This window comes from Rhizobium sp. CF142, assembly GCF_000281145.1.
Taxonomy (GTDB): Bacteria; Pseudomonadota; Alphaproteobacteria; order Rhizobiales; family Rhizobiaceae; genus Rhizobium.
In genome coordinates this window covers 15164-29824 of sequence record NZ_AJWE01000102.1, presented here as the reverse complement: position 1 = coordinate 29824, position 14661 = coordinate 15164, and the positions used below count along the sequence as shown (strand labels likewise).

The following is a 14661-nucleotide window of genomic DNA, read 5'->3' as shown; positions in this document are numbered from 1 at the left end:
CAATGTGACGAAGCATTTAGCGTCGCGAACTGAAGGCGAGATGAGGCGAATGTGAAGCGAAACTGAATTGACCGCTTACGCGGCAGGAATATCGAGATCCACCTTCAGGCCGGATCCCCAGGCAGGCGTGCTGAGGCTGATCCCAATATCGAGACGGTTGCCGATATCGGCGACGATCGGCAATCCCAATCCCGCGCCCTCTCCGGCTCGCGCGTCAAGGCGGTTGAATCGCTGAAATGCGGCCTCCCGCTGCTCGGGTGGGATACCGGGGCCGCTGTCTTCAATGGAGAGGCGAAAGCCGCGCGAGCTGGGTTCGATGCGTACCTCGATCCGACCGCCGGCAGGCGAATATTTGATCGCATTGTCGAGGAGATTATCGATCATGACACGCAGGAGGGCGCGGTCGGTCAGGACCTGCGGGTCTTGCGTTCCGACGAGCCCGGCATAGAAACCGCGGCGATTGAGTATGACCCCAAAATCCGCCAGGGCTGCCGCCGCGATCTGGCGCAGCGGCAGCGCCTCCAGCTGCAGCGGCTGATGGCTGACGCGTGCAAGCCGCAACAGCTGTTCTATGAGATGCATGGCACGCTCGTTGCTGACAACAAGGTCCTTCAGCAGGGCGGTGCGCTCCTCGTCGGAATCGGCACGATGGAACATTTGCAGAAGCAGTTTGATGCCGGCCTGCGGTGTTCGCAGTTGATGGGCGGCAAGATCGGAAAAGCGCCGCTCCATCGTCAGCGAGTGGCCTAGCTTTCTCAAAAGGTTGTTGAGCGAGTGGACAAGCGGCGTCAGATCCCGCGGCAATCTTCCCGTCGCAATCATCGACAGATCATCCGGCGTGCGGGCCCGGATCTGCGAGACCAGCCCCCGGACATTCGCGAGCCCGTTATTGATGGCAAGCCAGATGATGATGGCACTGACGGGCACAAGGATGAGCAGCGGAAAGGCGAGATTGAGAAGGATGTTATCGACGAGGCCTTCCCGAAGGATGATCTTTTCGGCGACCTCAATGGTCACGTCACTATTCGGGATCGGCAGAGAGTAGATCCGCCAGAGCTCGTTCTTATAGGTCACATCGGAGAAACCGGCAGAGAAGCGCTTGACCTCGTCTGGAAAGGCGTTGCTGCTGGCAAAGGCCAGCGCCGGCCCCTTCCAGGCGCGAAACGAATGGGCGTCGGCATAGTCGTCCGCGTCCTCGTTGAGGGCAAGCTGGTTGTCCATATTGAAATCAAGATCCGGAACTTGCACCGTCGGTCTTGCCGTCAATCTTGTGAGGGGATGCTTCATCAACGACCAGAGTACATTGGCGTCATTGATCAACTGCGCATCGTAGATATTGTCGATCTCGCGCGTAGCACTGCGATAGGCGAAGATGCCAACGATGGCGATCGTGATGATCAGGGTCGGGAGAATGCGGAGGAAAAGGCGTTGGCTGAGTGTCACTGCTGGCGCTCGACCATGTAGCCGACGCCGCGGATCGATCGGATGAAATCGGTACCGAGCTTCTTGCGCAGATTATAGACAGTCACTTCGATCGTGTTGCTCTCGACCGAAACATCCGTGTCGTAGAGCGCATATTCGATATCGTTCTTCGTGACGTAACGTCCGCTCCGCTCCATCAAGAGCCGCAACAGATGGAACTCCTTGGCGGGGATGTGAAGCTGTACGCCATTTCGACGCGCCACCATCGCCGAAGGGTCGAGCTCAACGTCGGCGCATCGAATGATGGTTTCGGTGCGGCCCTGCCGCCGCCGGATCAGCGCACGCAGTCGGGCGAGCAGTTCGTCAAGGTCAAAGGGCTTGACGAGGTAATCATCCGCACCCTCGTCCAGGCCGTTGACGCGATCGCGCACGCTGTCGAGCGCGGTCAGCATCAGGATCGGGACGTCATTGCCTCCGCTCCTCAGCGAACGGACCACCTCGAAGCCGCTTGCCTTGGGAAGATTGACATCGAGGATCACGCATCCAAATTGGCTGTCGCGCAGCGCATCAAGCGCCGTCTCGGCATCGCGGAACCAATCTACGCCATAAGCGTGTTTCTCGAATGCACGTTTCAGCGAGGAGCCGAGAATGTAATCATCTTCGACCAGGAGTATGCGCACGTCCGCGTCCTTGCGATTTCAACTCTCAACTTGCTTCTTCGATCTCGATTGAGGCCGAAATCCGGCAAAGGTTTCCGCGGGCTGTCCGAAGCCCTTCCACGCTACCACTCGGCATAACGGCTCGAAGCAGCGAGGACCGCCTCGTTGTTCAATGCCTTGACGCTGCCACGCCGCGGAGGAAACGCAAACTGTCCCAGCCAGCGGACTGCGGCTCGGCACTGTATCAAATCAATGGAATCACCCCGCCGTTCACCTTGGCGCGACAATTGCGCTGAGGGTCCCGCTGTATCTCGTGGCGGGACCAAATGCAAAAACCACGCGCGCCCAACTAATGCGCAGCAAACCGTTCAGGTCGGAACGAAGCAAGCATAGGATGCTCTCTCCCAGTGGCGATTTCGAAAGCTTGCAGCTCGCCTACGATGAGGCCGAGCGTTGCGCCACTATGACTGAAGGCAACATGGTAGCCTGCAATGGCTTTGAATGCACCGAGGACCGGTTCTCCATCGGCGGGGATTGGCTTGCCGCCGACGCCGACGGAAGCAACCTCGAGTTTTGGATTGCCCTCCAGTACCTTCGACGCTTCTTCAAGCAAAGCCGCAACGACCGAGTGGTCGATTTCATAGCTGCCATCCGGATTGATCTTCACGCCTTGATCTGCCGCCCAGTCGGCATCGAGCGAAAGGGTTCCGTATGGCGCCGGACGCACCGCGACACGCGGCGTGTTCAAGACGGCCTTGAGGGGATGGTCAAGCCGTTTGGTCTGCACCAGAAGTGCAATCGGCGTCCCATCGCCAATCGTCTGCCCAGAGTGGGCCGCCATTTCCGGTACTGCAGGGCCAGTGGCAAGAAGGACGGAATCCGCCTTGAAACGGGTACCGGATGTCGTTTCGACCCCGATGGCCCGCCCGCCCTCAATCACGACCCTGGCTTTGCCCTGATCCGTAATGAGCACGCCGCCCAGCGTAAGAAACTCCTCTAGCAAATGGCCGATCAATCGCGGCAAATCGACCCAACCCTCCCCTGGATTGAAAATGGCGCCCGGCGACGTGACGGACCTGGCATCAACGCCCGGGGTCACACTCGCGATCTGGTCGGCCGAAAGATGCCGAGCGTCATAGCCAATCGAGGTCTCGTAGTCGAAGGCGCGAACGATCTCGTTCCCCTCGCCCTCGGCGTCCCAGGTCAAGCCACCCTCGAAGCGCAGCCAGTCCGCATCGGGGTTACGTGCAGCCAGCGTGCGATAACGGTCGATCCCTGCCATGCGCAGCAAATGATAGGGTCTGGAACGCATGCGCGCAGAATTGAGCCAGGAGAGCGAACGGCCCGAAGCACCGTTGGCCGGCGGACCGTCATTGATGATGGTCACCCGGATGCCGCGCCGGGCCAGTTGCAGACCGGTGGAAACGCCGAAGATGCCGGCTCCGATGATGGCCGTTGAGCTGATGATGTTGTCGTTCATTTTCGTGTCTTTCAATGGTTGTGCGTAATGATCGGGAGAGAGATCAGAAGGCTTCCCAGCCGCCGGTCGTCGCTGAGCGAATGAGAACGTCAATCGCCTTTCATGTTGGCGATGGCATCATCCAGCCCTGACAAGAGCGGTTCCCCGTTGAAACGGTTGAGGCAAGTATCATTGTCATCTCCATGCGCCTGGTCGTCAGAGCACTTCCGCGAGGAAGCGCTGGAGGCGCGGGCTTTCGGGATTGTCGAAGATCGCCTCGGGCGTCCCCGCCTCGACCACGCGGCCCTCGTCCATGAACACGACCTGATCGGCGGCCCGACGGGCAAAGCCCATCTCGTGGGTGACGACGACCATGGTCATTCCCTGCTTTCCAAGATCGGCCATAAGGTTGAGCACACCCTTGACCAGCTCGGGATCGAGCGCGCTTGTCACCTCGTCGAACAGGATGACCTCAGGCTCCATCGCCAACGCGCGGGCGATCGCAACACGCTGCTGTTGACCACCCGAAAGACCGCCGGGACGGTGATGCTGGCGGCTTGCAAGGCCGACATCAGCAAGCCGCGCCTTGGCAATGCGTTCGGCTTCAGCCTTCGGCAGGCCCTTGATCTTCGTCAGCGACAGCATGACGTTTTCGAGCGCCGTGTGATCGGGGAAGAGGTTGAAGTGCTGGAAGACCATGCCGACACGCCGGCGCAACCGCTCCGGTTTCATGGCGAGAATGCTTTGCCCGTCGACAAGGATATCCCCGCTCTTCGGCTCGACCAATCGGTTGAGGCAGCGCAAGAGAGTGGATTTGCCCGAGCCGGACGGACCAATGATACAGGTGACGCTACCAGCTTTCACCGTAAAATCGACGCCCTTCAGCACATCGAGTTCGCCATAGGCCATGCCGAGCCGGCACACATCGAGGCTGCCACCCTTGAATTTAGGTTGAGATATGCTGCCAGTGCCGTCGAGTTCGTTGATCTCCTCCAGCCCACTGGTGATGATCGCAGGGCGCTGCTTGCCAAGTCTCAAGCGATTGTCGATCGCGTTGACGACATGGGTCAGCGGCACGGTGACGATGAGATAGAAAATGCCTGCGAGCAGCAGCGGCGAAAGATTACCGGTTACGACCGCCTGGTCCTGCCCCACGCGAAAAATCTCGCGCTCCGATGCAAGCAGGCCGAGGAAGTAGACAAGACTCGAATCCTTCACATTGCCGATGAACTGGTTGACAAGCGCCGGCAACACGCGGCGCACGCCTTGGGGCACGACAATCAGCCGCATGCCCTGACCGTAACTCATACTCAGCGCCCGACACGCCTCCATCTGGCCGCGATCGACACTCTGAATGCCTGAGCGGAAGATTTCGCCGATATAGGCACCGGCAATCAGACTGAGCGCCAGGATGCCAAGGGGGTAGGGCGACGGGCCGAAGAGTTCGCGTCCTATACGCGCAAAGCCCTGGCCAATCAGAAGAATGGTGACGATGGCCGGCAGACCGCGGAAGACATCCGTATAGACGCGGGCGGGAACGCGCAGCCAAGGTGAGCGAGAGATGCCCATGATGGCAAGCACCATGCCAATGACGACGCCAAGCACGGTCGAAGCTGCGGCCAGGATCAATGTGTTCTTCAGGCCGACCGTGATCATGGTCGGCAGAACTTCGGCCATCGCATTCCAGTCAAGGAAGCTGCGACGCAGATTTTCAAGCCAGTTCATCAAATGGTCCCTTGCAAGAAAGGCCGGCCCGACCAACAGAGGTCGGACCGGAAGGTGGCATCACTGCTTGGGAAGATAGGCGTCTGGCATAGGGGTGCCGGGGAACCATTTCTCGTGGAGCTTCTTCCAGGTTCCGTCCTGCATGGCGGCATGAAGACCCTTGCTCAGAGCTTCGCGCAATGCGTCGTTGCCCTTGCGGACGACGAAGCCGGCCGGTGCATCAAAACTCGGGATGTTGATCGCCACCTTCAGCACCGGGTAACGCGCCGAATAGTCCTTGGCAGCCTCGTAGTCGAGGAAATGCGCATCGACCGTTCCGTTGTTGAGGGCCGACACAGCGGAATTGTTGTCCGGAAATTTCACGAGATCGGCACTCGTGAAGTTCTTCTGTGCATAGATTTCCTGCAGCGTTCCCTGCACGACGCCGAGCCGCTTGCCCTTGAGGCCCGCAACGTCGGTAATGCCGGCATCCGACGTCAACACGGTGAGGTAACCCGCAAGGTAGCCATCAGAGAAATCGACCGTCTCCTTGCGCTTTGCGATGGTACCGATCGCTGCGGCCGCAACGTCGAAGCGGCTATTGGCGACCGATGGCATAAGGGCCGAGAATTCCTGGCCAGTGAAGACCACCCGTTCCTTTTTGAAGCCCATGCGCTCGGCGACATTGAGAAAAAGTTCGATGTCAAAGCCGGTGAAATTGCCGTCAGCGGTCGTGAAAGCGTAGGGCTTGGCGTCACCCATCGTGCCAACGCTGATAACACCCGGATCGATCAGGCCATAAGGATTATCTTCGGCAGAGGCCGGCGCTGCACCTGCTGAAAGGCCAAGGGCGATTGCAAAAAGGGCGACGCGAATTCTGGCGAAGGGGGACGTGACAATCTCGGGAAATTTCATCGTTTCATTCTCCTCTGGTGGTATCGTTTGCGATTTTCCACGACGCAGGGGTCCCATCCGGGCGACGGCAGAAACCGCACGTCCGGCCCATGCGATCGCATGTCGGATTTCGATAGATTTTTATATGAGACCGGTCTCTTTTTAAATTGAGACCGGTCTCACTGGCTTTTATCAATTGTTATCTTCGCATTTGCTAGTCGTCAATATCTCTTGTAAGGCTAGTTTTCATGGATCCGAACTCACCTCAAACCGCCTCCGTTACGGTGGCCGATGTCGCGCGCAAGGCGGGCGTATCAAAGGCAACCGCTGCGCGCGTGCTCGGCGGCTATGGAACCGTCAGCGATCGGGTGCGCGATGCCGTCACCGCCGCCGCCCGCGCGCTCGACTATCGGCCCAACGAACTTGCACGCAGTATGACGACGGGACGTTCCGGCACGATCGGCGTGGTCGTGGGCGATATTGAAAACCCCTTCTTCAGCCTCGCGATGCGCGGGATCACAGACGTCGCCCGGCAAGCCGGCTTTACCGTCATCCTTATCAATTCAGGGGAAGACGTATCGGCAGAAAAAGCCGCGATCCGGACGCTGATTGCCAAGCGGGTAGACGGCCTGATCGTCTCTCCGGCCAAGGAGACCGACGTTGAGCATCTTCGGGAGGTTGTCGGTTCAGGACGGCCACTGGCGTTGCTGGACCGCGGCATCAATGCTTTCGAGGTTGATACGGTCATTGCCGACGACCGGCAGGCAGCCGAGGGTGTCACACGCCAGCTTATCGCGTTGGGACACCGCCATATCGCCTATCTCACGGCCTGCGACACACCCGATCACCTTTTCCGAACGCCTGGTGACATCAATACCGGTTCTGTCCGCAGACGAATTGAGGGGTTTCTTAGCACCTGTCGCGAGGCCGGTCTTGGCCCGGTCGAACACTGGATTCACATGGGCGCCGTGATCCCCGAGCAAACGCGTCAGATCGCCGAGCGGCTGCTCGAGGCAAAGGATCGTCCAACGGCAATCATCGCCTCCGACAGCGTGATCGGGCTGGAAGTGTTCAAGACAAGCCGCACGATCGGGCTGGCAATTCCAGATGATCTGTCACTCATCTCATTTCATGATGCCGACTGGACCGCGGTCACCTCTCCTCCCGTAACGGTCGTGCGCCAACCGGTCTATCAACTTGGTGAAATGGCTGCGCGTCTTCTCGTCGAGCGCTTGAACGGGTTTGCGGGGCCAGGACGCGAAGTCGTCCTTCAGACAGAATTCGTTGAACGTGCGTCTATCTCCAGCGCTCCGAGCCTACCGCGATAGCCCTCCACGCGATCCGGACGGTACTGTCCTTGCGCCCATCATGACGGCACATCTACTGAATCAGCAAAACGCGCTCGAAACCATCAGCAAATGCGCGTCAGCGCCCTTTTCGGGCGGCCCAGACGACCAATCCCGCCGAATCGCACTGGTCACAATCGTCCTATTTTGCGATCGACAAGAGCTCTAAGCACCGCCGCTACAGAGAAACGGACGGGGCTTTTAAGCCGGCATATTCCTCGTAGGAATCCTCGACGGTGAGGATATGGCTTCGCATCGTATCGGCGGCAAGTTCGCGGTTGCCCTGCAGGATGGCGACGAGGATCGCGTCATGTTCTTTGTACGATTTCGCCAAACGTCCTGTGGTCAGAAACTGTGCGCGACGAAACGGCGATAGCCGCCGACGTGTCGCGAGCGTGATCTCCACAAGGTAGGCGTTGTGGCTGCCGGCATAGATCGCCGCATGAAACTTCTCGTTGAGCACATGGTAATGGCTCGGATCGTTTTCCTTGAGAATCTGGGCAAGGCCTTCGTGAATGGTCTCGAGATTGCGCCGTTCCGAAAGGGTCATGCTGGCGGCGGCAAGGCTTGCGCAAAGCGCTTCAAGCTCCGCCATTACGTGAAACATCTGCCGCAGATGTTCCGGCGAAGGACGGGTGACGATTGCGCTACGATGCGGCCGCGTCTCAACGAGGCCCATGGCTGCCAGGTCCCGGATGGCTTCCCGCAAGGGGGTTCGCGAAACGCCGTAGCTTGCGGCAATCTCGGTCTCGTCGAGCGGCATTCCCGGCGAGAGCTTGCCATCGACGATATCGTCTGCAAGGCGCGTGCGCACTTCTTCGGCACGCGTCAGCTTCCGCCGCGATCCGGCTTCCTTGATCAAGGAATTGTCTTCGCCCCGGCGGGGTCTAGTCTTCATTATGTTGTCCAAAGCGGCCATCTTTGCGAGTATTCTTATGTCGGACTGGTGAGCTTGCGCAACATGCTTCGACCTCGGCGTGTATTGGACGGACCCGTCACCGATATAACCGCGCTATCGGCAAGCCTCCTCCAGCGCAGGAGAAGCGTGCAGGCGACGCTTGTAATGCCCACCAATACGCCGAACCAGATGCCGACGGCGCCGAGACCGAGTCCGAAGGCGAGAAAGATTGCGATTGGCATGCCGAGCAGCCAATAACCGCAGAGACCAATGATCATCGGCACTCTCGTGTCCTTCAAACCGCGCAGGGCGCCATTGGCTGCCGACTGTATGCCATCGAAGATGAGAAACGCCGCGAGGATCATGATCAGCTTTTGCGCCAGCGCCTGGATCGCCGAAAAATCGGCGGCCTCTTCAGCGAGGAACGTGCCGGTGATGTCTTCTGACGCCACCAGCAGGATCGCGCCGAACAGCGCCATCAGGCCGGCTGCGGCGATCAGTGAGATATTGCCAGCTAGCCGGGCGGCCGCGTCTCTGCCGGCACCCAGATGGTAGGCGACGCGGACGGTTGCCGCCTGGCCAATCGCAACGATCGGGTTGAAGGCGATGTTATTCAGCGTATAGGCAATCTGGTTGGCAACGATTGCAACCGTCCCCAAGCCGCTGGTAATCAGTGTCAGCACCAGCGTCATACCGAGCTCCGCCGCATAGATCAGCGCGATTGGCCAGCCGATCGACCAGACATCCCTCGCCGCCTTTGCCGCCGTCGGAAAGGCGCTGCGGAACGTCGAAAGCGGCAAATGTCCTCGTGCAATTGCATAGGCCGTCAAACCACCGGCGATCAGCCACCAGGCGATCACATAGGCGAGGCCGGCACCCGCAATCCCATGGCCGGGATCGCCGAAGGCACCAAAGGTGAGAACCGATAGAAGCGGTACATAACAGAGCGCCCCAAGCCCGACCGATACCATGATCAGCCAGGATTTTCCCGATACCGAGCAATAGAGACGGATCGGAGCGATCCACAGGATAGCTGGCAGCGCCCAGGCCGCCCGACTGATGAACTGCTCTACATCGCCAAGAATTTCGGACGCGACACCGAACGGCGCAAGTACGGACGGCAGATTGAGGAGGATTGTCATCGATAGGAGCGAAAAAACGAGGCCGACCAGCACGGCCCCGCCGTAGGCATAGGCTGCGCCATCCTCCTCAACCGTCCCCGTTTCGCTTCTTCCTTTTGCGGCCGCCATCAGCGGGTGCGCGCCGGCGATCACACCCTGGGAGACGACCGTCAGCGCCTGGATGAAGATGGCGCAGAGGCCACCGGCCGCGAGCGCCGAGCCGCTGAGGCGGCCGAGCATGACGCTCGCCGCCAAGCTCATAACGAGCTGGCTCGCCTGGGTCACCGCCAGGGGAGCTGCGATGCCTGCCTGCGAGCGCAGTTCATTCCATGTCGTACGGCTCATGCTTGTCCCGATCAGGCTGCGACGACCTGACCGGCGAAGGCATCAATGACCTCCTGGGCGCTGCGGCGGGCACCGGCCTGCAGATATTCCATGGCGACCAGCGCCGCATCATGTGCAGCCTGCCCGGAACCGGATACGCAATCCTCGATGACGCGGCAGTAATAATCGCCCTGGTGCGCATCGACGAAGCTGTAATGGATGCAGACATCGGTGAAGCCGCCGACGAAGAACAGGGTCTCGGCTTTGACGGCTTTCAGCAGGATTTCCATTTCGGTGCCGTAGAAGACCGAATAGCGGCGCTTGGTAATGCGCAGGTCGTCCGAACGCATCTCCATTTCCTCGACCGGGAATGGCGTGCCCGGCGAGCTTTCGAGGCAATGGATGCTTTCCGAACCATCCAGCTCGCGCCCGAAGTCGATCAGGTTATCGCGATGGGCTTCCTGCACGAAGATGACGGGAATGCCGGCCTTGCGGGCCGCATCCACCACCGACTTCGCACGCCAGTTGCGCTCGATATGATCGCCCATGAATTCCAGACGCGACGTCTTCGGACGCGGCATGAAGCCCGATTTTTGAATATCGACAACGATCAGGGCGGCACGCCCAACGATCATAGGCTTCGGCACGATCGGATTTCCAGACGTCATTTTCACTCGCTCGCTTTGAATAAACACCAAGGCCATCGCTCGCCTTTGCCCATTAAAAGGCGTGAGAAACGGCTTTCACGGCGAGGATTATACACGACGAATTTCAGTATGCAATATTGCATACAATGCGCATATTATTTGGGCATATGCCTATTTCCCTTCAAGATTTAAGCTGCAATAAAAGTAATAAAAACCGTCATTTTTTCTGTAATTATATGCTTTCAAACGATTATTTTAATTTGGCACAGGCGTTGCATAGCAATTGGTCATCCGCTCAAGAGGACAGTTAAGGAGAACATAGCATGGCATCCAGAAAGCCCTCCTCGCCTTCCGGCCAGGACAGCAACTCGGCGATATCGCGCAGATCGGTCCTGAAGGCCGCCGGCGGCCTTGCCGCAGCGTCGATCCTTTCGGCGCCCTTCGTGCGACCCTCCTATGCCGCAGCGACGCTCAGGGTCTCGAACTTCGGCGGCTTCTTCGAGGAAGCTTTCGCGAAGAGCGTCTATCCGGCCTTCACCAAGCAGACCGGCATCGCGGTCCAGTCGATCCCGCAATCCGGCAGCTCGCAGTTCCTGGTCCAGCTCGGCCAGGCGATCCAGGCAGGCTCGGCCCCCATGGATATCTGCTGCGCCGGCCAGGCGGACGTCATCCGCGGCCGCCAGCGTGGCCTCTGGGCAACGGTCGAAGGCTCGAAGCTGAAGAACCTCGGCAACCTGATGGACGGCTTCGTCTATAGCGAAGACGGCAAGGTCGACGGTGTCGGCGCCATGGCCTGGTATATTACCCTGATCGCCAATCCATCCGAATTCGAAAAGCTACCCGACAGCTGGACGGAACTCTGGAAGCCGCGTGCTTCGGCCTGGGGCCTGCAGGGCGGCGGCAACAGCGTGCTGCTCGACATCGTCGCTTCCGTCTATTTCGGCGGCCCCTCGACGCTTGATACCCAGGAAGGCATCGACAAGGTCATCGCCAAGATCGCCGAACTGAAGCCCAATGCAAAGCTCTGGTGGACCGACGAAGGCTCGATGCAGAGCGCCTACCAGAACGACGAGGTCGTCGGCGGTCTCTATTTCCACGACGTTTCGATGATCATGAAGAAGGAAGGCACCGACGTCGCCTCGATCTTCCCGAAGGAAGGCGCCGTGCTCGGCTACAACGCATGGTGCGTTCCGAAGGTCTCTCAAGTGAGCGACGCGACGATCGCCTTCCTCGACTGGAGCGCCACGCCGGAGTGCCACGAGCTGATCGCACGCAATGTCGGCGCCGCTCCGCTGATCGAGCGTTCGAAGCTCACGCTCACGGACGACGAATTCAACGCGGTTTCCTTCACTGGAAAACCGATTGTCGTCGCTTCCGCCGCAAAGGTGAAGAACGCCGACTACATCTCGACGCAGATGCTCAAGATGCTCGGTCAGTAAGTCTGGACGGAATGATGCAAGGCCTGGAAATTTCACACCTCACGAAGTCCTTCAGTGCAAACACGGTCGTCTCCGACGTCTCATTGAGTATCGAACAGGGTAAGTTCGTCTGCTTTCTCGGTCCGTCCGGCTGCGGCAAGACGACCCTGATGCGCATCATCGCCGGTCTGGAGCAGCCCAGCAGCGGCACGGTGCGCCTCGACGGTCGCGACATCACCGGAGTTCCGACGAACGAACGAAACTTCGGAATGGTGTTCCAGGCCCTTGCTTTGTTCCCGCATCTCGATGTGGCCGGCAATATCGGCTATAGCCTTCGTTATCGCACGATGGCAAAGCACCACAAGCAGGAACGGATCGACGAGCTTCTGAGGCTGGTCGATCTGCCTGGAATGCAGTCGAGGCGGGTTGATCAGCTCTCCGGCGGCCAGCGCCAGCGCGTCGCGATTGCCCGCGCGTTGGCCCAGGAGCCGCTTCTCTTCCTGATGGACGAACCACTCTCGGCGCTCGATGCGAAGCTGCGCGACCATATGCAGGTCGAATTGCGGCAGTTGCAGCAAAAGCTCAAGATCACCACGATCTTCGTCACACACGACCAGCGCGAGGCGATGACCATTGCCGACCAGATCGTCGTCATGGCGCATGGCAAGGTGCAGCAGGTCGGCAGCCCGGTCGATATCTACCGCAAGCCGGTCAACCGGTTCGTCGCCGACTTCATCGGCCAGAGCAATCTTGCCGACGGCATTCTCATCGATCGCGAGCATGTACGGATCGGCGAAAGCGTCGTCACCACCAGCCCCGCTTCCGCCCCACTGAAGACGGGGGATCGCGTGACGGTCTGCGCCCGGCCGGAAAGCACTCTCATCAGCCGGCCGTCCGCCGGTAGCGCCGGCCCCTTCGGAACGGCCACCTTCGTGCGCGACCTCGGCTCGAGCGTCGAAGTCTTTCTCGAAAGCGGTGGCCGCCAAGTGGTCGCCTCGCTCGCCCCCGCCGCCTGGGCTGAGCTCGAAGGCGCAAGCGAATTTTCCATCTCCTTCGCACCGGGATCGGTGACCGTGCTGGAGGATTGACCATGTCGCTCGTATCCGGACAAGACGGCATGAACCGGCAGCGTCTGTCGGTGGCGCTCGGCCTGCTCTGGCCGTTCTTCATGATCGTCGCCTTTTTCGGCGTGCCCTTCGTGCTTTTACTGCGCGTCAGTGTCGCCCGCGTCGATCCCGCTTATTACCAGGGCAGCGGCTGGTCGCTCGAAGCGATGGCAAGCCTGTTCCAGCCCATGGTGATGAATGGGCTGACCTTCTCGCTCGGGCTGGCGCTGACGGTCGCCACGCTCAGCATGATCATCGCCTTTCCGGCGACCTATTTCATCACCCGGATGAGCCGCAAGGCGCAGATCGTCTGGCTGATCGGCTTGCTGACGACGCTTGCCCTGTCCGAGGTGCTGATCACCTTTTCCTGGCAGATCATTCTCTCCAAGCGGGTCGGCATATCGAACATCGCCGTCTTCCTCGGCTTCCTCGACAAGCCGGTATCGCTGACCCCGAGCTTTTATGCCGTCGTCAGCTGCCTGATCTATGTCGTCATCCCCTTTAACGTGATGACCATCTATCCCGGCCTGTCGCGCATGGATGCTTCCTATATGGAAGCGGCGTCCACCATGGGCGCGCCCCCGATCCGAGCCTTCTTCAACGTGCTTCTGCCCCTCATGCGTAAACCGATCGCCACCGCCTATCTGACGACTGTGGTGATGACGATCGGTGCCTATGTCGCACCGCTCGTGCTCGGCGGCCCGAGCAATTGGACGATCGGCGTCATCATCAGCGAAGTCGCCAATTCCGCCCAGAACCTGCCGCAGGCCTCGGCAATCGCAGTCTTCCTGATGATGGTCACCGGCGCGATGATCCTGGTGATCAGCCGCATCGGCGGCAAAGGATACACGTCATGAGCCGGTTTGTTCTCAAATTCGTGCGCCAGTTCTTCCTCCTCTGCCTGGCCTTCTTCCTGGCGGCGCCGCTCATTATCGTTGCAGGCGTCAGCTTCAACACCACAGCGCAGATGACTTTTCCGCCGCAGAATATCAGCCTGCGCTGGTATTGGACCTTCATGGAAGATCCGGCATGGACCTCGGCCTTCCTGCGCTCCGTCATCATCGCGATCGCCTCTTCGCTTCTGACGATCACTGTCGCTTTTCCGATCGCCTATATCCAGTGGAAGACCGATTCGCGCTTTGCAAAGCTGCTGGCCGGAATGGCGGGCGTTCCCTTCATCCTGCCGCCCGTCGTCATCGCCGTCCTGTTCCTGTTGTTCTGGGGTACGGTCCGGCATGTCGGCCAGATCGAGAATATCGTCATCAGCCATGCCGTGACCTTCATCGCCGTGCCGCTGGTGATGATCTCGCTCGGCTTTTCGGGGATCGACAAGTCGCTTGTCGAGGCCGCCCGGACGATGGGCGCGCGCGAAAACGATATCCTCAGAACTGTCGCCATACCGATGGTCCTGCCTTTCGTCGTCTCGAGCTTTATTTTCGTCGCGATCTTCAGCCTCAACGAATATGTGATCGCCTTCATGGTGGCGGGTTTCACCGCCGAGACGATGCCGGTCAAGATCTTTTCCAACATGCGCACCGGCTTCTCGCCAACCATGTGCGTCGGCGCCGTCCTGTTCATGCTGATTGGTCTGTTCGGCTTCATCACCGTTGCTCGCCTGGGCAATCTTCCGAAACTTCTCGGTGCACGTTTCTAGATCGAAGGA

13 protein-coding genes are annotated in these 14661 nt (G+C 59.5%); 5 read left to right on the top strand and 8 right to left on the bottom strand.

Annotation, left to right across the window (positions count from 1 at the left end; genetic code table 11):
* Positions 1-75: 75 nt before the first annotated feature.
* The 5 genes from PMI11_RS23295 to PMI11_RS23275 all read right to left on the bottom strand — a co-directional run bounded on the left by PMI11_RS23295 (position 76) and on the right by PMI11_RS23275 (position 6159).
* Positions 76-1443, bottom strand: a complete 1368-nt coding sequence (locus PMI11_RS23295; RefSeq protein WP_007822024.1) for a sensor histidine kinase — start codon at positions 1441-1443, stop codon at positions 76-78.
* Entirely contained in the window at positions 1440-2102 is a 663-nt protein-coding gene (locus PMI11_RS23290; protein WP_007822022.1) for a response regulator transcription factor, read from the bottom strand. Before PMI11_RS23290 ends, PMI11_RS23295 begins: the two co-directional genes overlap by 4 nt.
* Positions 2103-2430: 328 nt before the next feature.
* Positions 2431-3561 carry an NAD(P)/FAD-dependent oxidoreductase gene (locus PMI11_RS23285; protein WP_007822020.1) on the bottom strand — a complete coding sequence of 377 codons (1131 nt, stop codon included), beginning with the start codon at positions 3559-3561 and terminating at the stop codon, positions 2431-2433.
* A 195-nt stretch (positions 3562-3756) separates the two neighbouring features.
* Positions 3757-5265 (bottom strand): amino acid ABC transporter permease/ATP-binding protein, encoded by a 1509-nt coding sequence (locus tag PMI11_RS38420; protein ID WP_007822018.1) that lies wholly within the window; start codon positions 5263-5265, stop codon positions 3757-3759.
* A gap of 60 nt (positions 5266-5325) precedes the next feature.
* The gene (locus PMI11_RS23275; protein ID WP_007822016.1) at positions 5326-6159 is read right to left on the bottom strand and encodes an ABC transporter substrate-binding protein; all 834 of its coding nucleotides are present in this window, start codon (positions 6157-6159) and stop codon (positions 5326-5328) included.
* A gap of 227 nt (positions 6160-6386) precedes the next feature.
* On the opposite strand from PMI11_RS23275, the gene PMI11_RS23270 reads away from it, so the two are divergent.
* Positions 6387-7466 (top strand): LacI family DNA-binding transcriptional regulator, encoded by a 1080-nt coding sequence (locus PMI11_RS23270; RefSeq protein WP_007822015.1) that lies wholly within the window; start codon positions 6387-6389, stop codon positions 7464-7466.
* 196 nt (positions 7467-7662) lie between these two features.
* On the opposite strand, the gene PMI11_RS23265 is transcribed toward PMI11_RS23270, so the two are convergent.
* From PMI11_RS23265 to PMI11_RS23255, 3 genes are read right to left on the bottom strand one after another with little or no spacing between them, the layout of a single operon-like run.
* Positions 7663-8382 carry a GntR family transcriptional regulator gene (locus PMI11_RS23265; protein WP_007822014.1) on the bottom strand — a complete coding sequence of 240 codons (720 nt, stop codon included), beginning with the start codon at positions 8380-8382 and terminating at the stop codon, positions 7663-7665.
* A gap of 35 nt (positions 8383-8417) precedes the next feature.
* Complete coding sequence (locus tag PMI11_RS23260; protein WP_007822013.1) at positions 8418-9848, bottom strand: MATE family efflux transporter; 1431 nt, start codon at positions 9846-9848, stop codon at positions 8418-8420.
* 11 nt (positions 9849-9859) lie between these two features.
* Positions 9860-10495, bottom strand: coding sequence for a cysteine hydrolase family protein (locus PMI11_RS23255; protein ID WP_007822012.1), 636 nt, complete (start codon positions 10493-10495; stop codon positions 9860-9862).
* 302 nt (positions 10496-10797) lie between these two features.
* On the opposite strand from PMI11_RS23255, the gene PMI11_RS23250 reads away from it, so the two are divergent.
* The 4 genes from PMI11_RS23250 to PMI11_RS23235 all read left to right on the top strand — a co-directional run bounded on the left by PMI11_RS23250 (position 10798) and on the right by PMI11_RS23235 (position 14652).
* Entirely contained in the window at positions 10798-11913 is a 1116-nt protein-coding gene (locus tag PMI11_RS23250) for an ABC transporter substrate-binding protein (protein WP_007822011.1), read from the top strand.
* An 83-nt stretch (positions 11914-11996) separates the two neighbouring features.
* Positions 11997-12980 carry an ABC transporter ATP-binding protein gene (locus tag PMI11_RS23245; RefSeq protein WP_244430659.1) on the top strand — a complete coding sequence of 328 codons (984 nt, stop codon included), beginning with the start codon at positions 11997-11999 and terminating at the stop codon, positions 12978-12980.
* Between the two features lie 2 nt (positions 12981-12982).
* On the top strand, positions 12983-13855 hold the full coding sequence (locus PMI11_RS23240; RefSeq protein ID WP_007822008.1) for an ABC transporter permease: 873 nt from the start codon (positions 12983-12985) through the stop codon (positions 13853-13855).
* Entirely contained in the window at positions 13852-14652 is an 801-nt protein-coding gene (locus PMI11_RS23235) for an ABC transporter permease (RefSeq protein WP_007822006.1), read from the top strand. The genes PMI11_RS23240 and PMI11_RS23235 overlap by 4 nt, the downstream gene beginning before the upstream one ends.
* Positions 14653-14661 lie beyond the last annotated feature (9 nt).